This is a genomic window from uncultured Campylobacter sp., assembly GCF_937980635.1.
GTDB lineage: Bacteria > Campylobacterota > Campylobacteria > Campylobacterales > Campylobacteraceae > Campylobacter_B.
In genome coordinates this window covers 30,841-51,486 of sequence record NZ_CALJPG010000016.1, presented here as the reverse complement: position 1 = coordinate 51,486, position 20,646 = coordinate 30,841, and the positions used below count along the sequence as shown (strand labels likewise).

The following is a 20,646-nucleotide window of genomic DNA, read 5'->3' as shown; positions in this document are numbered from 1 at the left end:
CGATTCTCGATCGAGTGGAGAATTCAGGCGACGCGGCTGCGCAAGGCGTGCAAATAAAATTTATTTAAATTTACGCGGCAAACGAAAGCGCAAAATTTTATAAATTTTAATCAAAAAACATTCTTGCCGCGAGTTTAAATTTTACTGCACTGGCGCGAGATCGGCGCCTTATAAATCTAGCAGTGAGTCGCTGTGCCGCTTTCGTGCTGTATTTATAAAGCCGAATCCGAGAAATCGACATAAAAACGACCGCCGCATTGATGTTCGGCATGCCGGAGAGCACGTGCGAGATTGTAGAGCGCCGGGATAAAATCCGCTCGCAAGTCCTGAATTTCGCACCTTATCTACGGCGATCTTTAGTTTGTTTTGAGCCGTTGCGAGCTGCGAGGTCTAAATTTGCAGAGCGCGGCTCTGCAATCTGTGAGCAGGCGATTAAATTTAAAGCAGCGCTTTACTCGTGAGCTTTAAAATTTTGCGGCGAGCCTTCGCAAACAACGTATGAAATTTAGATAAAACCGAAGCGCATAAATTTCCAAGCCTGTTAAATTTCATAAAATTTCGCGCTTCGATATAAAATTTATCAAATTTACGCCGTTTAAAGCAAAAACGTGGTATTTTACGCGCAAAATTTATTTTCCAAGGATAAAAAATGTGTAAAGATTGCGGCTGTTCAGTAGGCCATACTCATGACGCTCATTCGCACGAGCATCTCCACACCCACGCGGACGGTACCGTCCACTCCCACGCTCATATGCACGAGGCGGGGATCAATCATGAGCACGACGCGCACGATCACGCCCACGCAAATGTCGCTATTAGCGACGTCAAGACGATCGAGGTGATGAGTAAAATTTTAAGCGCCAACGACGAGGAGGCCGCTCACAACAGAGCTCATTTTGACGAGGATAAAATTTTATGCCTAAATTTGATGAGTAGCCCCGGTAGCGGCAAGACGACGCTACTTGAGGCCACTATCAAAAGCGGTAAATTTAAAATCGGCGTCATCGAGGGCGATCTAGAGACTAACCGCGATGCCGATCGCATCATAAAAGCGGGCGCGCAGGCGCATCAGATCAGTACCGGCGAGACCTGCCATCTGGATGCCTTTATGGTTCATGAGGGGCTTCATCATATCGATACGAAAGGCTTGGATCTAGTTTTTATAGAAAACGTCGGAAACCTCGTCTGCCCTGCGGCATTCGACGTAGGCGCGCACCTAAACGTAGTGCTTCTAAGCGTGCCCGAGGGTAGCGATAAAATCGCAAAATACCCCGTGATATTTCGCCGCGCAGACTGCGTCGTAATCACCAAAACCGCGCTGCTACCGCATTTTGACTTTGATATGGAGGAGGTAGTGCGCGAAGTGCACAAACTCAATCCGAAAGCCGATGTCATCGCGCTTGATAGTAAAAGCGGCGAGGGCGTGGAGAAATGGCTGAAATTCCTACAATACAAGAAGGAATTTCGTTAATGTGCCTTTCAATCCCTTCAAAAATCATCTCAATCGACGAAAATAATTTCGCGACCGTGGAGACTCTGGGCGTGCGCCGCGGCGTGAGCTTGGATCTGCTCCCCGAGCCTGCGGCGGTTGGGGAGTACGTGCTGATCCACGTTGGCTTTGCGATGGAGAAGATCGATACGCAGCGAGCGAAGGAGAGTATCGAAATTTACGAGCAGATTGCAAAGCAGATGAGGGCGGAAGAGGGCTCCGTGTATGAAAGCATAGAGCCGAGAGCCGGCGCAGAGAATTAAAGCGACTTGCAAACCCGTAAAATTTAAGGTAAATAATGGATCTAATCAAGGATTTTAGGGATAAGGAGCTGATTTTAGCGCTTAGCAAGCTGATAATTTCCAAAAGCAAAAAGCCGCTAAACATCATGGAAATTTGCGGCGGACACACGCACTCGATCATGAAATTCGGTCTTCCGAGCCTGGTCGGCGACAATATCAAATTTATCCACGGTCCCGGCTGTCCGGTGTGCGTGATGCCGCGCAGTCGCATCGACGAGGCGATCAAGCTCGCCGCGATGCCGCAGAGTATTTTTTGCACTCTAGCAGACATGCTGCGCGTACCCGGCTCTCGCACCAGCTTGCAGAAGCTGCGCAGCGAAGGGCACGACATCAGAGCGCTTTATAGCCCGCTTGATTGTATAAAGATCGCGCAGGAAAATCCGCAAAAAACGGTGATATTTTTTGCGATCGGCTTTGAGACGACGACGCCGATGAGTGCCGTGCTGATCGATAAAGCGCTGAGTTTGGGGCTAAAAAATCTCTTTTTTCACATCAACCACGTCACGGTGCCGGCGCCCGTGCGAGCGATCTTAGACGGCGCGGACGTGCAGATCGATGCGTTTTTAGGACCTAGCCACGTAAGCGTGATCACCGGCGCGAAGGTCTACGAGAGCATCGCGCGGGATTACAAAAAGCCGATCGCCGTAAGCGGGTTTGAGCCGCTTGACATAATGGCGGGCGTGTTAAATTTGGTGGAGCAGCAAAACGCCGGCACCTACGAGGTTTTCAACGAATACGAGCGCGTCGTAAAAGATAGCGGCAACCAAAAAGCGCAAAATTTAATAGATAAATATTTTGAAATTTGCGATTTTCCGTGGCGAGGGCTCGGCGAAATTCCAAAAAGCGGCATGAAGTTGCGCCCGCAGTACGCGGCGCTGGATGCCAGGGTGCAGTTTGATTGCAGCGTACAGAGCGCCCCCGAGAGCAAGGCCTGTATCTGCGGCGAAATTTTACGCGGCAAAAAAAGCCCGTATGATTGCAAAGTTTTCGGCAAACACTGCACGCCTCAAAACCCGATAGGATCGTGCATGGTTTCAAGCGAAGGGGCGTGCGCGGCGTACTATAAATACGGCGACGTCAAAAACGTGGGCTAAATTTTGTGCGCGGGTATCCGGCTAGCAGAGCGTAAATTTTAAAAACAAGTCATGCTTTAAAATTCTAACCGAAGCGAAACGTCGGGCTAAATTTTACTTTAAAATTTTGTGCGGCGCCGTAGCGGCACGGCTTGTTCGGCTGCGGAATACGGGCTTTAAATTTTAAAACCGAGTGAAAAGGAAAAATTTGAACGAAACTATACTTTTAAGCCACGGCGGCGGCGGCGAGGAGATGAATAAGCTCATCAACGAGACCATCTTTGCGGCGTTTGATAATGAAATTTTGCGCGCCAACAACGACAGCGCGATACTAAATTTAGACGCCGGGGCTAGTTTTGATCGCGCAGCGCCGAGCTCTGCTTTGAATTCTGCAAACTTCAGCGGCGAGCTAGCTTTCAGCACCGATAGTTTCGTCGTCACGCCGCTGTTTTTTAACGGCGGAGACATCGGCAAGATCGCCGTTTGCGGCACCGTAAACGACCTTGCGATGGTGGGCGCAAAGCCGCTGTTTTTAAGCTGCGCGCTCATCATTGAGGAGGGGCTTAGCCTAAGCGAGCTGCGACGCATTTTGGACTCGATGGCGAGCACCGCGCGAAGCTGCGGCGTTCGTATCGTTTGCGGCGACACAAAGGTCGTGCCGCGCGGCAAATGCGATAAAATTTTCATCAACACTAGCGGCATCGGCCGTATTTTGCGACCTGCGCGCGTGCAAAACATCAAAGCGGGCGCAAAAATCCTGCTTAGCGGCGACATCGGGCGACACGGGGCGGTGATACTCGCGGCACGCGACGAAATCGCGCTAAGTAGCGAGCTGCGAAGCGACTGCAAACCGCTTTGCGCTGCGGTCGAAAAGCTAATCTCGCAAGGCGTGAAGATCCAGGCGATGCGAGATGCGACGCGCGGCGGACTCAGCGCGGTTTTGAACGAATTTGCAAACTCCAGCGGGCTTGAATTTTTGGTGCGCGAAGAGGATATCAAAATCAGCGACGAAGTAGTGGGCGTATGCGAACTGCTGGGCTTCGAGCCGTACGAACTTGCAAACGAAGGAACTTTCGTAGCGATCGTAGAAGATGATACCGAGGCGGATAGGGCGCTTGAGATACTGCGCGAATTTGACGAAAATGCCGCAATCATCGGCGAGGTACGCGAAGTAGGGTGCGGTGGAGGTGAATTTCAGGGTGTTTTAACACCTAGACTTAGCGCACGGAACGAATTTACGGACGCGAGTGACGCGGGCGCGGTATCAGAAAATAGGGCGGGGCAATTTCAAACTCCGCATGCGACAAAAGGGCGAGTGGTTTTGCAAAACGCATACGGATCGCAGCGATTTTTAGAGCTTCCGAAAGGCGAACTGCTGCCGAGGATTTGTTAAATTTGCGTGTAAATTTGGCAAATTTAAGCCTAAATTTCAGAGCACGTTTTAAATTTACAACAAAATTTCGTATAGAATACGGCACGGCCGTAAAATTTAGAGGTAAAAATGCATGAACTGTCGATCGTAGCGGATCTTGTGGCGCTATGTGAAAAGGCGCTAAACGCTGAAAAAGCAAAGAAAAAAGGCGCAACCGAGCAGGGCGATAAAAATAGCTGCGACATCGCCGATACCGCCAATGAAAATACGGATTTCGCAAATACCGACATAGGCACTAAGAATACCAAAAATACGGGCGTTGCGAATATGGACTCGAACGGCAAAAACGGTGATTTTTATAAAAATCTGGATGCAAATCCACAGACGTCTTACGATACACTTGCTTTAAAAAGTCCGCAGATAAGGGAACTGCACGTAAAAATAGGGCGACTAAGCGGCGTAGAAGCGCATTATTTGCAAAACTGCTATGAAGTCTTTCGCGCAGGTACCGTCTGCGAAAATGCGGATCTCATCATTCATACCCAAGAGATCGTCGTAAAATGCAAAAACTGCGGTTTTAGCGGAGATTTGATGCAAAATGACTTTTCTTGCCCGCGCTGCAAAAGCTCCGAAATCAGCGTAATCGACGGCGAGGATATGTATCTTATGCGCCTGGTTATTGAATAAAAGAGGGCGTTTTCTAGGGGCATAACTTCCCACTTACCATAAGCAAAATTTCATTTCCACCCAATTTAGATATTTATCCTATTTCGTTCTTGCAATAAATACCATCCATTATCCTGCTGATTTCATTTGAAATCACATAAATTATTAAATTTAGATTTATGTAAAAATTCTTCTAATAAAAACAACAAATGCGTTAAAAATACATGAAATTATTCATACAATTATACGTGAATTTCGTATTGAATTTTTACTTGAAAATTATAGTTTTCAATATAAAATATCTAAGATTATGGGAACCATAGCGCTTTTTAATACTATTTATCGTATATCGACTCAAAGAACCCAAAGAGACAAAATGCGAAAATGCGAGTTTTCTCTATATATGAGTTTTTTTACTTTACTATCGTTCCATTTAGCTTTTAAATTTAAAGTCAATTATATGATGCAAACACGCTGTGCGGTATAAAATAAAATTTCATAATTTATTAGCACAAAAGCCAAATTACCCTATGTTTACTCCCAAATTGCCAATTTGCCCTCTTTCGGAATTCAACCTTTTAAACAAAATAGATTAAATTCCATTCAAATTTTGCTTGCGCCCTCCCCCTCGTATTGCTATTAGTAGATTTCTCACACTCGACGCTAAATTCTAAAATTTGGCAACTCGCAGTTTCTAAATTTATCTAAATTTCAAACCCCGCAAGTATAATCCGCCATAAATTTCAAAAATCCAAAGGCACAACTTTATGAACCCTAAAATTTTAAACGCCATAAAATTTCGCGGCATAACCTCTAGCATTTTGGCAATCTGCACTTATCTGATCATTTGGGCTTGTTGCGAGTTTTGGCATGACGTTGAAATAAGCAAATTTTTAGGCGTTGACGCCGTAATTGTTGCCATAATTTTCGCTTCGATGATTTTTAAACTCTCGGCAACCAAAATTATCTCTGATATCTCCGATAGTAAGGTCTTTAGGACGTATTTAATTACCTTTATTGCTCGAGTGCTTTGGACTATCATGGTTATCGCATTTTTATTGTATGCTATAAATATCGCGAGCTCGGAAACTCTCAATTACTTCTTTCATAGCCACAGAGAATCTTTTGTAGATACATTCTATTCTGTTATTAGAACAACTCAAAATATAGGGTTTAGTTATCAAAACGAAGCGACGCTGATTGCCATATGGAGCAATATCTTTCTTGTTGTAATTCCAGCACTTAAAACTATTAATTACGTAGTGTTGATACTAGTGTATTATAAACTAGGCAAAGCTGCTACAAATAAGATTTTTTACTTCTGTGGGGGATTATATTTTATGTATTGGATACTTCTAAATATTATGAATGTATTCGTTAATCTTCCGAAAATAAGCAATGTAACAGCGGTATGTATCATACTTATAGCGATTTTTTTATCTGAAATTTTAGAACTTATCGCCTGGATTAGGATTAAAGGCATTGCGGGCGCGGAGCTTTGGAATAAAAACTTATGGACGACGCCTGCAAAATAAATCAAAAAACTAATCGGTATCGCTGGGCATCGGGCAGTATCCGGTTAGCCTAGATATGAAGGGCAAAAATTTTACTAGCAAAATTCTGCGTAAAATCACAAAATTCTGCCCTACGAAAGCATCTGAAATCCCCCACGACAAAATGAAATAATTTATATAAAAATTTATCTGGATTTTATGCCGATCAGCTATAATTCCGCTATTCTAACCCCGCATATTTTGCGGAATTTTCAAGGAGAAAAAATGCTTAAACTTCACTCAATCCTTCTTGGTGCAGCGTTTTGTGCTAGCCTGGCTTTTGCAGATCGCACGATTACCGATCAGCTCGGTCGTAAGGTCACAATCCCGGATCAAGTAAATCGCATCGTCGTGCTACACCACGAAGCGCTCAATGTCTTAAACGAAATCAATGCCCAAGATAAGGTCGTAGGCATCCTAAAAAGCTGGGAGCAACGCCTAGGCAAAGAGTATAATCGTTTGGCACCGAGTTTTAAAAACCTACCTAATCCGGGCGATATCAAAGATGTCAATTACGAAGCCCTGCTTAGTCTAAAGCCTGATGCGGTCGTAGTGGTAAACTACTTTCCTAAAGAATATATCGCTAAAATGGAGGAGTTAAAAATCCCAGTCGTAGGCATTTCATTTTTTAGCTCTGCACAAGAGGAAAAAGCTAAGCTAAATCCAACCTTTAAAGATGAGCGCGATAGCTTCGCTGCTTACGATGAGGGCTTTTACGAGGGGGTTAAAATTCTAGGTGAACTAAGTAATCATGAAAAGGATGCCGCTGAGCTGATAGATTTCGTTAAAAAATCGCAAGCTGATTTAAATGCCAAATTTAGCAATTTTATCGTAGATAAAAGACCTAGAGTTTATATGGCAAATCCCGATCTTACGACCTACGGTAGCGGAAAATATACTGGCGTAATGCTAGCAAGAGCGGGCGCGACGAACGTCGCCGCTGCGGATATAAAGGGCTACAAGCAGGTTTCGCCGGAGCAAATTTTAGCATGGAATCCGCAGATTATCTTAGTGCAAAACCGCTATCCTCAAGTACCTGCCGAGCTTAAAGCAAACCCTGCGCTAAAAGGTCTTAGCGCCGTGAAAGAGGATAGAATTTATCTAATGCCCGAATTCGTTAAAGCCTGGGGTCATCCGACTGCCGAAGCGATGGCGCTTGGTGAGGAATGGCTTGCGATGAAACTTTATCCGCAAAATTTTAAGGACGCAAACTTTGATAAAAAAGTAGAGGAATTCTACGAGAAATTTTACCGCGTCAAATATCAAAAATAATGCTGAACCTAATCCTGCTTCTTTTTTGGGTAGTGCTGGCGCTAATCTCGCTCGCTAGCGGGCAGTTTCATATACCGTTAGAAGAAATTTTTAAAATTCTCTTTAGCGGAGGCGGCGATGAAGCCGCCAAAAGTGTGATGATGGATGTTAGAATTCCGCGCATTCTACTCTCCAGCCTTTGCGGTGGAGCGCTTGCTATCGCGGGTTTGAGCTTGCAGGCGGTATTTAAAAACCCACTCGTTGGCCCGCACATCGTAGGCGTTAGCACCGCAGCGGCATTCGGCGGCGCGCTTTGTATCTTGCTAGGATTGAGCGGCTTATGGCTTGCGGGTTTTGCATTTTGCTTCGGGCTTGCGGCACTATTTTTGCTCTATCTTTTGGCAAAATTCGTAGCACGCGCCGATATTTTCTCGCTCATTTTAGCAGGTATAGTCATTAACGGCGTATTTGCCGCACTTACGAGCTTAGTGCAGTATCTAGCAGACGATGAGGAAGTGTTACCTAATATCGTTTTTTGGCTACTGGGAAGCTTCGTAAGCGCAGGATACGATAAGGTAATTTTGATGTGCGCGATCGCCCTGCCCGCTTCTGCAGTCTTAATCGCGCTGAGATGGCGGTTTAATCTACTCAGCCTAAATGATGATGATTTGCGCGTGCTAGGCGTGGATGTTAAGTTTCTGCGCTGCACTATCCTAGCGCTTTGCACCGCTCTGATCGCCGTACAAGTTAGCGTCAGCGGAAATATCGGCTGGGTAGGCCTTGTAGTGCCGCACGCCACCAGGTTCATCGCGGGCAGCGACCACGTGAAGCTAATGCCTGCCTGCTTCATCGCAGGAGCGATCTTTATGCTGGCAATCGACGATCTATCTCGCTCGCTAAGTAGCGCCGAAATTCCTTTAGGAATTCTATCTGCTCTCATCGGAAGCCCGATCTTTGCCCTACTTCTAAAAAGGAGCGCCAAAAATGCAAAATCTAATTGAGGTAAAAAACGCTGGCTTTTACTACGAGGCGGAAAAATTCTGCTTTCGCAACTTAAGCTTCGAGCTTGCCAGCTCTCAAACATTAGCGATTTTGGGCTTAAACGGGCAAGGTAAAAGCACGCTAATGTCGTGTATGATGGGGATTTTGCAGCCTAAAGAAGGCGAGATCGTGCGCAAGGCAAAATTTGCTTTCTTGCCGCAGAGCTTTAACGTCGCGTTTGATTACAGCGTGCTTGACATCGTACTGATGGGGCGGGTACGCGAGATCTCGCTCTTTTCAAAACCTGGCAAAAAGGATATTCAAATATGTCTTGACGCTCTGGATACGCTAGGCGTCGCCCATCTTCAAAAGCGCAGCTTTAACGCCCTTAGCGGCGGGCAGAGGCAGCTCGTGCTCTTTGCTAGAGCCCTAGCTAGCGGTAGCGACGTGCTGTTTTTGGACGAGCCTGCCAGCGCGCTTGATATCAAAAACCAAGACCGCGTGCTAAGCCTCATCGCAAATCTACGCTCAAATAGCGATGCGAGCATAGTTTTTACCACCCACCAGCCTAACCACGCCCTCGCAGTTGCCGATCGCACACTGATCTTGCGAAATGATCTTAGCTACAACTACGGCACAAGCAACGAAATTTTAACCGAAGCCGCGCTTAGCTCGCTCTACGGCGTACAGATCAAAACGGCGGAATTTGACGTTGCAGGCGAGCAAATATCCAGCATCACGCAAATTTTCAGCGCGCAGGTGAGGTAGCGCCAAAGCGGCGGTATCAATCAGCGCGAAATTTTAAATCGCGGGATTTTTGTCCTGGGCGAAATTTAAATCGTAGAATTTTTTACCTTGAAATTCTGATTAAAATTTTATATCGAGATTTTGCCCTAGAATTCCGGTCTAAATTCCATAGTGAAATTTTACCGCGGAATTCCGAGTAGAAATCTTCATAGCGGAATTCTACCTGCGGCTTGCTGACTTTCAAAGCGTGCTATGAAGGTATGCTATCGCTTGAGATTTTGAAATTTCACAGTGGAATTCTACCCTGCAAATCCATAGATGGAATTCCGTTTTAAAATCCCGCGGCGGAATTTTATTCTCGCTCTGGTAGAATTCCTGAAATTCCGCAGTCCGAAGCTTGACCGCAACGAAATTTTAAAATTTTAATCTTTACGGTTTAATCTGTGCTTTACGTTTGTTTATGTATACTTCATGGCAAATTTTAAAAAGGCTTAATATGCAAGATATCGTATCTCAAGCAAGAAAAAATGGGATAATCAGCACCGGCATTGATCTGTTTTTAGCGGCGGTGCCCGTGGTTTTTATCATGATTGGCTTTCTCTCTTTCGACAGACCGAGAATCTTTGACGACGATATGACAAATTATATTGCTAGCGGAATTTTGATCGCTTTTATTTGTGCCTCGATGTTTTTCAGATTGCGGGCACTTGATAAAATTGAAGCGCTTAGCGACACAAAAGCGGCAGCACTTTACCGCAACTGCATAGTGATCTGCGTCTGTACTACGGTGTGTATGTACTTTTATCAGTCTCATTTCAGAGAAATAACGCGGATTCTGATCTTTCTCGCAGCCGCAGCCTATGTGATCGTATCGTGGTTTCGCATAAATTTCTCTTTGGCGCGCATAAGCGGCGTGAGCACCTTTCGGACTTATGTGTGGCTCTGCGTCATCTTTTTCGTACTAAACATACTATGTAACGCAACAGTAATTGCTTTAGCTCTTTCCGAGCGGCAGATTGACCTGGGCTCGGCTTTGACTATCACCGCCATATTATTTAAACTACTCCTGCCGTTTGCCGCTCTCATAATAACCAGCATCGTGCACCTACTAGCATGGAGCAAGATAGAAAAGATAAGCACAGAGGTTTAAATTTTAATTTCATAAACCTCTTGTCGCGATAGAATTCCGATTTTTGCGATTTAATCCGTGTTTTATGTTTGTTTATATATACTTCGGGTCAAATTTTTAAAAAGGGTTTATATATGCAATTCATTGTATCTCAGGCAAGAAAAGAGGGGATGATCAGCACCGGCATTGATCTGTTTTTAGCGGCGCTACCCGCGGTTTTTATCGTAGTAGGCTATGTCTCTTTCAGCGAGCCATGGCGCCTTGACGACGAGATGATAAATTATATCGCTAGCGGAATTTTGATTGCTTTTATTTGTGTTTCGACATTTTTCAGATTGCAGGCACTCCGAAAAATTTCAGCGCTTAGCGGTATAAAAGCAGCGACGCTTTATCGCAACTGCATAATAATCTGCGTCTGCTTTTTCGCGCTAGCGCTCGTGCTCAATCACCTTTATCCAAGGGAACCTGACGCAGACGGCGGACAGAGTGATAATCCATTTGCGGCGATATTTGGACTAGCACTTCTCGTAGGCGTTATTTACATAATCGTCGCATGGTTTCGCATAAATTTCTCTTTGGCGCGCGTAAGCGGCGTGAGTACCTTTCGGACTTATGTGTGGCTTTGTGTGGGACTTTTTGTGCTAAATATACTATGCAATGCAGCGATTATTGCTATAGCTATTTCCTCCGAGCCGCGGACCGAGCAGGTCTCGGCTTTAGCTATTGCTGTCGTAATGCTTAAACTGCTCCTGCCGTTTGCCGCTCTCATAATAACCGGCATCGTGCACCTACTAGCCTGGAGCAAGATAGAAAGGATAAGCACAGAGGTTTAAATTTTAAATTTTATAAACCTCTTGTCACGATAAAATTTCGCTCTTTTCGGTTTGATTAGCGTTTTATACTTCGGGATAAATTTCAAAAAGGCTTATGTATGCAAGATATCGTATCTCAGGCAAGAAAAGAGGGGATAATCAGCACTGGCATCGATCTATTTTTAGCGGCGGTGCTCGCGGTTTTTAAGGCTATAGGCCTTGCTCCCGGCGGAATGTTTGTGATCGTCAGCGGAATTTTTATCGCTCTTATCTGTTTCTCGGTGATTTATAGGTTAAGAGCGCTCCGCAAAATTTCAATGCTTAGCGGCATAAAAGCAGCGACGCTTTACCGCAACTGCGTAATGATATGCGTTTGCTTCGCGATGTTTTTATTATTTTACCCGCATTATTGCTGTATGAAAGAGACGGAAGAAACGATATGGAGCTTGTTAGCGTTAGTGGGCACAATCTACGTAATGATCGCGTGGCTTCGCATAAATTTTTCGCTTGCGCGCGTAAGCGGCGTGAACATCTTTCGAGCTTATGTGTGGCTCTGCGCCTTCTTTTTTGCGCTAAATTGGCTATGTGGCGCAGGACCATTCGGTTTGGCTACCTCCAAGCCGCAAATTGGCGATTCCGATGCGGTTTTAATTATCGCGTCATTGAAGGAATTTTTGCCGTTTGCTGCCCTCATAATAACTAGCATCGTGCATCTGCTAGCTTGGAGCAAGATAGAAAAGCTCGCTTAAGCCGAAGCGCTTTCGTTTTGCAGCGACCGCGCGCTTTTGCAAGTCTAAATCGCAGCAACGTCCAAAAGCCGCGCCATCCGGCACAGCCGCTACCGCACGCAGCAAAGCCACAAGATAGCGCGTAAATTTAGAAAATTCAAAGGATAAAAATGAAAGAAATTTCAAAGCAAGGTCTGCTTCGTAAGGCGAAATTCCGCGGAATTTTAGGCGCCGTGATTTTGCTAGGCATCGGCGTAAGCGGTACGGTGGGCTTAAGCAGCATAGACGAGGACGCGGTCGCGATTTTTAGAGTTTTAGCGCTGCTAGCGACGCTAGCGATATTTTACGACTGCTTCGTTTGCCTAGAAAAGGCACTAGGCGTGCGCTTCGTTAAGACTTATAGGCTGATAGAAAGTATCCCAATCGTCGCGATTTTGTGCTACTGTGCCATGATAGTAGCGCTAAAAGAGGGCGCGATGCTAGGTCTACTCTACACCCTGCTCTACGTCCTTTCGACGTGCGCAGCGGTGATAATCTGGGGCGTATTAAACTGCCGCCTAGCCACACTTAGCGGCGTGGATTTATTTAAAATCTACGGCATAGCAGTGTCCGTGGCGTGGCTCTGCGAAGCGATATTGGGCGCGCTAGCTAAAATAGGCGTAATCCTCGCGCTGCCGTATCTAATCGCAGCATCGCTGGTAACAGCGTTTTCGGGGACTTTGCTAATCATAGCGTGGATAAAATTCAACCCCGCAAGGTTATGCGGCGCGGAAAATTCTAGCAAGCTTGACGGCGCCAAGCTAGGCGCGAACGGCGAAAAACTGAGCATTTACAGTAAACTCGCCGCTTTTAAGAAATCGGACGCGGACGATGCTAAAAAGCCCGCTTCCAAGGCGAGCGCAGATGATACGATCGCCGCAAGACGCCCGGGCAACCCCGGATTTAAATTCTAACTCTACTCGCAAGATGGAATTTCGCAAAATTTTAAAATTTAAAGCGCGGAATTTTATCGAGACGCGCGGCGCATCGGGCGGAAACACGGAATTTTGATTTAATTTTATCCGCTACGAACGCGCAAAATTTAGGGCAAATTCCAAGCCGAAATTCCGCGATCAATTTAAAATTTTAAGCAGAGGCTCAATCCAAAAATTCCGACGAAGCAAAATCCAAGTCAAAATTCCAGCTGAAATTCTAAACTAAAATTCCGATCTAAATCCCTAATCCAGCTTATTTCTAAAAAGCGACGCCGCAAAGCTCAACGTGCCTACGCCGATCAGCAGCAGCGGCACGATGAGATGCCACAGCTCGCCTAGACCCGCGCCCTCCAGATAGATCCGCCACATGCAGTTGTTGGCATAATACATCGGATCGAGGTGCGCTATGTAGTAAAACCACCGCGGCATCGCGTCCGCAGGCGTTATCAGCCCGCTTATCATAATGCACGGCAGCAGGAACAAAAACGAGCTCACGACCGATTGTAGCGAGGTTTTGCAGACAGTCGAGATCACGAGGCCGATGCCTACGTTGCAGGCGCTAAAGATCGCGATGATCGCAAAAAGATCCGCAAAGCGCCCTCGAAACGGAATTTCGAAGTAAAATACGCAGATCAAAAACAGCGCGAGCCCCTGCGCGATCGCGATCAGCACGGGCGGCACTGCTTTGCCGATTAGCATCTCAAGCGGGTTCGCGGGCGTCATCAGCATCATGTCGAAGCTCCCCTCCTCGCGCTCGCGAGAGACGCTAAACGCCGATAGCATTAGCACCTGAATCATCGAAAGTCCCAAAATCATCCCCGTCATGATCGTGTAGCGCGTGATCGTGTTTTCGTTAAAAACATAGCGCGGATTTATGCTGATTAAATTGACAAAATGCTGCGCGTTGTATTCCCCCGCTATGGCCTGCACGAAGCCGATGATGGTGTTTGCCAAGGTCGTATTGCGCGAATCCGCGATGATCAAAAGCTCATGCGTGTCCTTAAAATCGCTGCCGAAATAGATCCCAATGATCGCCTCGCCCTCGCTTACCGCGCGGCGCAGGCAGGTTAGGTCTTTGCAGCCAAGACCTGTTTTAAACATCGGCGTAGCGGCGATCTGCTGTACCAGCGCGGTAGACGTCGCATCGCGGGCGTCGTCCAAAATCGCGTAGCGCACCTGCTCGGGGGTGAAATTTGCGCCGTAGCCGAATATGATCGCCTGCACCAGCACCGGCACGATCAGCACCATGCGCGTGCCCTTGTCGCGAAACATCGCCAAAAATTCCTTTTTTATCAGCGCGCGAATTCGAAGCAGGGATTTTCGCAGAGCGTTCATCGCACGCCCCTTTTAAATTTAGCGGCACCTTCAAATTTAACGCCATTTTCAACTTTAGCGGCGCGGGCGTGCGGAACGGAATTTAAAGCGAAATTTAAACGCACCGCGGGCGTCGGTTTAATTTTGCGCGGCTCGGGCGTAAATTTCCGCAGCGCGAGCTTGAGCTTATACAACGCGAACATAAAATTTAAAATTTCAGATCTATTGCGCGGCACCTCGGACGCAAATTTCAAAAGCGCAAGTTTAAATTTACGTGGCGGCAAGGAGATGAAATTTAAAAGCGTGGCTGCGAGGCTAAATTTGCTAAATTTTTCTGCGCGCCCTGCTTTGTAGCCGTACCGTGCAGCCGTACCATAAAGTCGCACTATGCAGCGCCGCGCAGAATTCAAATATCCGCCCGCATGATTAAACTTAACCGCACGTCGTTTTTCTACCGCGTCGTACGTATGCTGCGAAGTAAGCCGCGCCGCACGCCCTGTTTCGGCTTTATCTGCGCGCGGCAAAGTACGACGCAGAGCAAACGGCAGCGAGCAAATAAGCTTTAAAATTTTAAATCCACGCTGCGATATAAAATTTTGCGTTGTATCCGCAAAAGGCGCTGAAGCGCGCGTAAATTTTAAAATTTCAAACCGATTGCACGGCATAGGCGCAAAATTTAAAAATTCCGCCGCTTGCTTTTGTGGCGCAGCGCGGCTTTTTAAGCGCTCTGCGGCGGTAAATTTTAAAATTTCAGATCTACGCCCTGCCGCCTGTTTATGCGAGCCAAAATACCTCGCGCTAAGAAATTTTAAAATTTCAAGCCCGCGCTCCGCTCGCTTGCAAAAAAATTCTAAAAATTTCATCGCGTCCTCTCTTTTGGCGGCGTGAAATTCCGCCATCGATGCCTCGGGCGAAAGCGAAACGTTAATTGCGCCGATTTTTGCGGCACGAAATTTCTCCGCGCAAGCGTAAGGCAAAAATAAAAATTTCATCGTGCGCCCCTTTTTACGCTAAGCACGCACAAGCTGAAAAATAGAACCGCTCCGAGCGCCTGAATGGCGAGATTTACCCACAGCGTCGCGCTCTGTCCGCCCGAGAGGAAGCAGATGCGAAAAGACTCGACCGCGTATGTGGGCGGCAGTAGGTGCCCGATGAAATTGATCGTCGCGGGCAGTCCGCGCAGATCGAAGATCATACCGCTAAGGAGCGTCACGGGCAGGTAGCCGATGACGATGGCGTATTCCTGCGCTAGGAATTGATTTTTGCAGATCGCCGAGATCAGCATGCCTAGGCAGGTCATCTCCAACACGAAGACGCACAGCGTCGCCAGCAGCATCGCTACGCTGCCGCGGATCGGGATACCCAAAAGTACCTGCCCGTAAACGAGCGTCATCGCGCCGCCCAAAAGCGCTAGGAAGTAATACGCGCCGACCTTGGCAGTGACGATCTCAAGCGCGCTTGCGTTGGAGTTGTAAAGCGAGGCGATCGTGCCGCGATCCCATTCGCGCGAGATCACGACCGCGACCATAAATAGGCAGATGAGTCCCAAAATCCCCACGTACTCGGCAGATACGAGATACCACGTCGATTCGTTGGCTTCGTTGAACCAGCTGCGATAATTCACGCTGACGGGCTTTGCTGCGGAGTTTAAATTTGCGTTTAAAAAGCCGTAATCTTGCGCCAAAATCTGCTTGATCACGCCTGCAACGTAAACGTAACTAAGAAGCGCGAGCTGCGACTGCGTGGCGTTTTGGATAAGAAAAATTTCGGCGCCGTCTTTCTCTGAGCTGCTCGCACCGCCTCCTACATTACTTGAGCTGCCGCCTGCACCACTTACTCCGCCGCCGTTATTTGCAGCGTCGCCTACACTATCCGCGCCGTTAGCGGAGGGGCTTGCATTGACGCCGCCGCTCATATTTTGGATATCGCCTGCGCCGCCGATTAAATTTGCGCTGCCTTGATTTGCGCTCACGTCGCCTGCGCCGCTGCCGGAATTTGCAGTCGCGCTGCTTGAATTTACTCCGCTGCCGCCCGCTTCCGAGCCGTTGCCGTATGAACCCTCGCCACTTACGCCGGTGCCGCCCGCAGGGGCGTTTATGCCGCTCTCCGTACTAGCGCCCGCGCTGTCGTCCTCAAGCGGACGGACATTTGCGCCGCCGCCCGTATTTTGGATACCGCTTGCGCCGCCCGCGAAGGAGCTTTCGTCGCTAGAGAGATTTAAATTTACGCCGCCGCTCGCGCCGCCGAGCCCGCTCAAAGTGTCTTGAAATTTTGCCGCAAAGCGCGGATCAAAATACAAAATACTCTCGATCTCGTGCGCCCTAAAATCTCTCCTCGCGCTCTCTAAGTCCGTGTAAACGCGGGTTTGTAGGTATTTTGAGCCCAAAAATCCGCCGAGCAGATCCCGCTCGATTTTGGAGCCCAGATCGCTTACGAAGCCCACTTTGACGGGCTTTATGTCCATTCGCATCGCGTAGCCGTAGATCACGACCAAAATTAGCGGCATCAAAAACGCGATCACGAGCGCCGACCGGTCCTTTGCGATCTGCGCGAACTCCTTTTTTATGAGGATTTTTAAAAAGGTAAAGTTCATCCGCCCTGCCCCTGTACTCGGATTTTACGGTACTGCGCCGCTCGCGGCGAGCCCCCGAATTTTAATCGCGCAAATTCAGCGACCGCATTTTGAAATTTTAACCGCGTAATCGCATTTGGCACGCCCTCAAATTTTAATTGTAAAAGTGCGGCGACCGAGATTTGAAATTTTAGCAGTGCAGATCGACTGCCCGCGCCCATTTCACTCATCGAGCCCACAAATTTTAATCGCGCGAGCGCATACGGCGGACTTTGAAATTTTAAGCAGTTGCGAAGCACGGTCTCGCTGCTAGATTTTTGACGCAAAAGCCCCTCGACGGCGCAAGACCTACTATGAAATTCTTGCATCGGGGTTTTAAATTTATAAGCTACTCGCAGACTGACCGCCATTTTAAATTTACGATCTGTTTGCAGAGCGGTCGCCCTTTTAAATTTATAATCTGCTTGCGAGCCACTCGCGCTTTGAAATTTACGGCGCAGATGAAGCGGGCTCGTTTCGCCGCAGAGCTCGCGCAGTACCCGTCTACTAAATCCGCGCTGTATCCCGCCGCGCGACGTCAGATTTAAAATTCCACTGCCACTCAAAATTTCGCCGCCTTTCAAAATTTTATTATCGATCCAAATTTTGCCGTCGTTTAAAATTCCGCCGCTTGGAATTTCACCGACATTCAAAGCTCGGTCGCTCAAAATTCCATCGCCTTTAAAAATTTCATCGTCCCGCAAAACCCTTTCGCCGTTTAAAATTTTATCGCGCGGGTGCGCCGGTTTTCGCCAAGTCCGCATAAAATTCGGATCAAAAATCCTCGCGGCTCGCGCAAAATTTAGATCAAAAGCCCTCATCGCCCGCCTCGCTTCTAAATTTTTGCACCTCGTTTATGAACGCCTGCTGCACGCTAAGCCGCCGCCCGTGCTGCACGCAGACTTCATCGGGACTGCCTAGCGCCAGGATTTTGCCGCGATCTTGGATCAAAAACCGATCGCAATACTCCGCCTCCTCCATAAAATGCGTCGTCACGACTACGCTCACGCCGGTGCGCGCCAGCGCGTTTATGCGGTTCCAAAAGAGCCTGCGCGAGAGCGGATCGGCGCCGCTGGTGGCCTCGTCGAGAAACAAAATCTCGGGGCGGTGGATGAGCGCGCATGCCATCGAAAGGTTGCGCCCCGCGCCGAACGGCAGGTTTTGCCACGTCTCATTTCGTAGCCGCTGCAAGCCAAACTCGCTCAAAAGCTCCTCTATGCGCCGCTTCAGCGCCATGCCGCCGATACCGTAACTGCGGCCGAAATACTCTAAATTTTGATAGCAGCTTAGCTTTTTATAAAGCGAAAATTTCTGCGAGACGTAGCCGATACGCGATCTGATCGCCGATTTGGCGTAGCGCAGATCCTCGCCCATGACCGAGATCTCGCCTCCGCTCATCCCCAAAAGCGCGCAGATCATGCGAAACGTCGTCGTCTTGCCCGCGCCGTTTGGACCCAGAAGGCCGAAAATCTCGCCCTTTTTGACCTCGAAACTCGTATTTTCCACGGCGGTGAATGAGCCGAATTTTTTACTCACGTCGCGCACTTTGATGACGGTTTGAGCCGCATCGAAGCTCTTTTTTTCGTAGCCGAAGTTCGCCGCGCCGATTTCGGCTTTGTTTAAAAAAATATACGCATCCTCTAGGCTCGCCTCGCGCGGGCTGAGTTTAAATTTAGCGCCCCCGCTTTCGTTAAATTTAATGCCCTCGTTTTCGTTTGAAATTTTAAAATTTTCGCCGCCCCCATCTTCGTCGCTGCCGCTTAGGCTCGCGTTTAAAAACTCCTGTAGATCGCGCAGGCTTATCGGCTCTTCGCTTAGCAGATCGACGCTGCCGTCTCTGGGGCAGATGTCGATGAGTGGGGAGTTTTTTAAAAATCTTTGCGTCTTAAACATCAAGCAGCGCGCCAGGCTCTGATAATCCTCGCCGCCAATGCGAAAGGTGCGGTCCTGCAACGCCGCGGTGATATTTGCCGCGCGCTCCTGCGCTATGATCTTGCCGCCGAGTAAAATCAGCGTCAGATCGGCATCCGCCGCTTCGTCGAAATACGCCGTCGAAAATATGCATTTCGCGCCGCTTTGATCCAGATACTCGCGCACGATCGCCCACAGCTCGCTGCGCGAGAGCGGATCGACGCCGACTGTGGGCTCATCGAGCACCAAAAGCCGCGGACGAGCCGCAATCGCGCAGGCGACGCCGAGCTTTTGTTTCATCCCGCCGGAGAGCGAATCCACGGCATAATCTTTAAATTTCAAAAGCCCCACGCGGCGCAAAAGCCCACGCAGATACTCCTCGCCGCCTTTTAGATCAAGCCCTTTTAGGCCTGCGAAGATGTTTAAATTTTGCCAGACGCTAAGCTCCTCGTAAAGCCCCAGGCTCTGCGACATATAGCCGTTTGCGCGGACGAATTCTTTATTTTCGCCGCTAGGGATGAAGCCAGCAAATTTTATCTCGCCGCAATCGGGCGCGATGATGCCGCAGATGAGCTTTAAAAGCGTGGATTTGCCCGCGCCGTCGGGACCCGTGAGACTGATGAGCCGCGGCGCGTCGCCTATTCGCAGATCAAAATTTTCAAAAACGACGTTTCTGCTGCGATCCTCTCGCAGGTAAAATTTCTTTAAATTTACGATATTTAGTAGATCCAAGCTTAGCTCCAATTTTATTGCTCGCCTCGTCGCTCGGCGCGATGAACGAGACCTGTGCACGCCTAAAAGGCGCTTTTTGTCGCGACGCCTTGCTTCTGCAGCAGCCGAGACGTCGTGGTTTCGTAGCCGACGCGACGTCTTTTTTGTGGTCGCTGCGGCATCTTGGTTTTACAACCGCCGCGCGCTTTAAATTTAGCAACGCACGTCGAACAATTTCGCCCAAACCTCGCATAAATTCGACGCAACTTACCGCAAGCGCGCGAAACCAAGCCCTATCGCGTCGGGGTGCCTTGCAAATCGCCCGCTCGAATTTTGCGTGCCCGCACGATCGGCGTTGCTTACGGCTCGCGCCGAATATTCCGCGCGACGCCCGATCCGGTCTTTAGCGTGTGCATATCGCATTGGCTAGCCGCGCCGCTAACGATGCGCACACAACGCGCATGAACAGGGCGGTCTCCAAAACATGAAGCGACCTGTGAGTATCCGCGATAAATTCGCTTCAAAACGCAAACAAAAGCGAGTTTCAAACACCTGGCGACCCGTGATCGCCGAACTCTTTATCTGCGCCGCGCTTCTTTCGGCGAAATTTTACCGCTGCCGCGCCTTTTGGGCAAAATTTCACTTCCGCCTACCTTTCGGGGTAAAATTTACCACCACCATGTCTTTTGGCAAAATTTTACCTAGTCTCGGCTTTCCTTAGCATAGTACGGACTTCAGCTACCGCGTCCTTTGGAGTAAAATTTACCGCCACGTGCAACCTGTATTTAATCAAGCCGCTTGTTTCGTAGTGAATTTTACTGCCGTCCGCGCTCGGTTCGATCACCGCTTGTTTATCGCAAACGCCTGCTCAAAACAAAGCCTGCTGCCGCTCTACTGCCCAGCTTTTACCTCGTCTCCTCCGAGCCGCAAATTTTAAAATTTAACTCGCGCTACTTTGCAGCAAAATTTCGCCGAAATTTTGTTCGCCACGCTGCAAAATTCTGATCTTTTATCCAAAGCCT

At 48.2% G+C, this 20,646-nt stretch carries 19 protein-coding genes; 14 read left to right on the top strand and 5 right to left on the bottom strand.

Going from position 1 to position 20,646, the window contains the following annotated elements; genetic code table 11:
• Positions 1-649: 649 nt before the first annotated feature.
• From hypB to Q0460_RS03305, 13 genes are all read left to right on the top strand, one after another.
• Complete coding sequence (gene hypB, locus Q0460_RS03365; RefSeq protein WP_299084875.1) at positions 650-1,471, top strand: hydrogenase nickel incorporation protein HypB; 822 nt, start codon at positions 650-652, stop codon at positions 1,469-1,471.
• The gene (locus Q0460_RS03360) at positions 1,471-1,752 is read left to right on the top strand and encodes a HypC/HybG/HupF family hydrogenase formation chaperone (protein ID WP_005870452.1); all 282 of its coding nucleotides are present in this window, start codon (positions 1,471-1,473) and stop codon (positions 1,750-1,752) included. The genes hypB and Q0460_RS03360 overlap by 1 nt, the downstream gene beginning before the upstream one ends.
• Positions 1,753-1,787: 35 nt before the next feature.
• Positions 1,788-2,885: a hydrogenase formation protein HypD gene (hypD, locus tag Q0460_RS03355; protein WP_299084871.1), complete on the top strand. Its 1,098-nt coding sequence runs from the start codon at positions 1,788-1,790 to the stop codon at positions 2,883-2,885.
• Positions 2,886-3,072: 187 nt separating this feature from the next.
• The gene (gene hypE / locus Q0460_RS03350) at positions 3,073-4,257 is read left to right on the top strand and encodes a hydrogenase expression/formation protein HypE (protein WP_299084868.1); all 1,185 of its coding nucleotides are present in this window, start codon (positions 3,073-3,075) and stop codon (positions 4,255-4,257) included.
• 108 nt (positions 4,258-4,365) lie between these two features.
• Positions 4,366-4,923 (top strand): hydrogenase maturation nickel metallochaperone HypA, encoded by a 558-nt coding sequence (locus Q0460_RS03345; protein WP_299084865.1) that lies wholly within the window; start codon positions 4,366-4,368, stop codon positions 4,921-4,923.
• A gap of 746 nt (positions 4,924-5,669) precedes the next feature.
• Positions 5,670-6,437, top strand: coding sequence for a hypothetical protein (locus Q0460_RS03340; RefSeq protein WP_299084862.1), 768 nt, complete (start codon positions 5,670-5,672; stop codon positions 6,435-6,437).
• A 243-nt stretch (positions 6,438-6,680) separates the two neighbouring features.
• The gene (locus Q0460_RS03335) at positions 6,681-7,727 is read left to right on the top strand and encodes an ABC transporter substrate-binding protein (RefSeq protein WP_299084860.1); all 1,047 of its coding nucleotides are present in this window, start codon (positions 6,681-6,683) and stop codon (positions 7,725-7,727) included.
• Positions 7,727-8,707, top strand: a complete 981-nt coding sequence (locus Q0460_RS03330; RefSeq protein ID WP_299084857.1) for an iron ABC transporter permease — start codon at positions 7,727-7,729, stop codon at positions 8,705-8,707. The genes Q0460_RS03335 and Q0460_RS03330 overlap by 1 nt, the downstream gene beginning before the upstream one ends.
• A complete protein-coding gene (locus Q0460_RS03325) occupies positions 8,691-9,455 on the top strand; it encodes an ABC transporter ATP-binding protein (protein WP_299084854.1) in 765 nt (254 codons plus the stop codon). Before Q0460_RS03330 ends, Q0460_RS03325 begins: the two co-directional genes overlap by 17 nt.
• A gap of 475 nt (positions 9,456-9,930) precedes the next feature.
• Complete coding sequence (locus Q0460_RS03320; protein ID WP_299084851.1) at positions 9,931-10,584, top strand: hypothetical protein; 654 nt, start codon at positions 9,931-9,933, stop codon at positions 10,582-10,584.
• A 113-nt stretch (positions 10,585-10,697) separates the two neighbouring features.
• On the top strand, positions 10,698-11,396 hold the full coding sequence (locus tag Q0460_RS03315) for a hypothetical protein (protein ID WP_299084848.1): 699 nt from the start codon (positions 10,698-10,700) through the stop codon (positions 11,394-11,396).
• Positions 11,397-11,494: 98 nt separating this feature from the next.
• Positions 11,495-12,124 (top strand): hypothetical protein, encoded by a 630-nt coding sequence (locus Q0460_RS03310; RefSeq protein WP_299084843.1) that lies wholly within the window; start codon positions 11,495-11,497, stop codon positions 12,122-12,124.
• A gap of 149 nt (positions 12,125-12,273) precedes the next feature.
• Positions 12,274-13,056: a hypothetical protein gene (locus tag Q0460_RS03305; protein WP_299084839.1), complete on the top strand. Its 783-nt coding sequence runs from the start codon at positions 12,274-12,276 to the stop codon at positions 13,054-13,056.
• Between the two features lie 264 nt (positions 13,057-13,320).
• Here Q0460_RS03305 and Q0460_RS03300 read toward each other — a convergent pair whose 3' ends face one another.
• The 5 genes from Q0460_RS03300 to Q0460_RS03280 are packed head-to-tail and all read right to left on the bottom strand — an operon-like array spanning position 13,321 to position 19,657.
• Positions 13,321-14,412: an ABC transporter permease gene (locus tag Q0460_RS03300; RefSeq protein ID WP_299084836.1), complete on the bottom strand. Its 1,092-nt coding sequence runs from the start codon at positions 14,410-14,412 to the stop codon at positions 13,321-13,323.
• Complete coding sequence (locus Q0460_RS03295; RefSeq protein WP_299084832.1) at positions 14,409-15,383, bottom strand: hypothetical protein; 975 nt, start codon at positions 15,381-15,383, stop codon at positions 14,409-14,411. Before Q0460_RS03295 ends, Q0460_RS03300 begins: the two co-directional genes overlap by 4 nt.
• Positions 15,380-16,984 carry an ABC transporter permease gene (locus Q0460_RS03290; protein WP_299084829.1) on the bottom strand — a complete coding sequence of 535 codons (1,605 nt, stop codon included), beginning with the start codon at positions 16,982-16,984 and terminating at the stop codon, positions 15,380-15,382. The genes Q0460_RS03295 and Q0460_RS03290 overlap by 4 nt, the downstream gene beginning before the upstream one ends.
• Positions 16,981-17,823, bottom strand: a complete 843-nt coding sequence (locus Q0460_RS03285; protein ID WP_299084826.1) for a hypothetical protein — start codon at positions 17,821-17,823, stop codon at positions 16,981-16,983. The genes Q0460_RS03290 and Q0460_RS03285 overlap by 4 nt, the downstream gene beginning before the upstream one ends.
• The gene (locus tag Q0460_RS03280) at positions 17,810-19,657 is read right to left on the bottom strand and encodes an ATP-binding cassette domain-containing protein (RefSeq protein ID WP_299084822.1); all 1,848 of its coding nucleotides are present in this window, start codon (positions 19,655-19,657) and stop codon (positions 17,810-17,812) included. Before Q0460_RS03280 ends, Q0460_RS03285 begins: the two co-directional genes overlap by 14 nt.
• A 451-nt stretch (positions 19,658-20,108) precedes the next feature.
• Between Q0460_RS03280 and Q0460_RS03275 the strand changes: the two genes are divergently transcribed.
• Entirely contained in the window at positions 20,109-20,345 is a 237-nt protein-coding gene (locus Q0460_RS03275; protein WP_299084820.1) for a hypothetical protein, read from the top strand.
• Positions 20,346-20,646 lie beyond the last annotated feature (301 nt).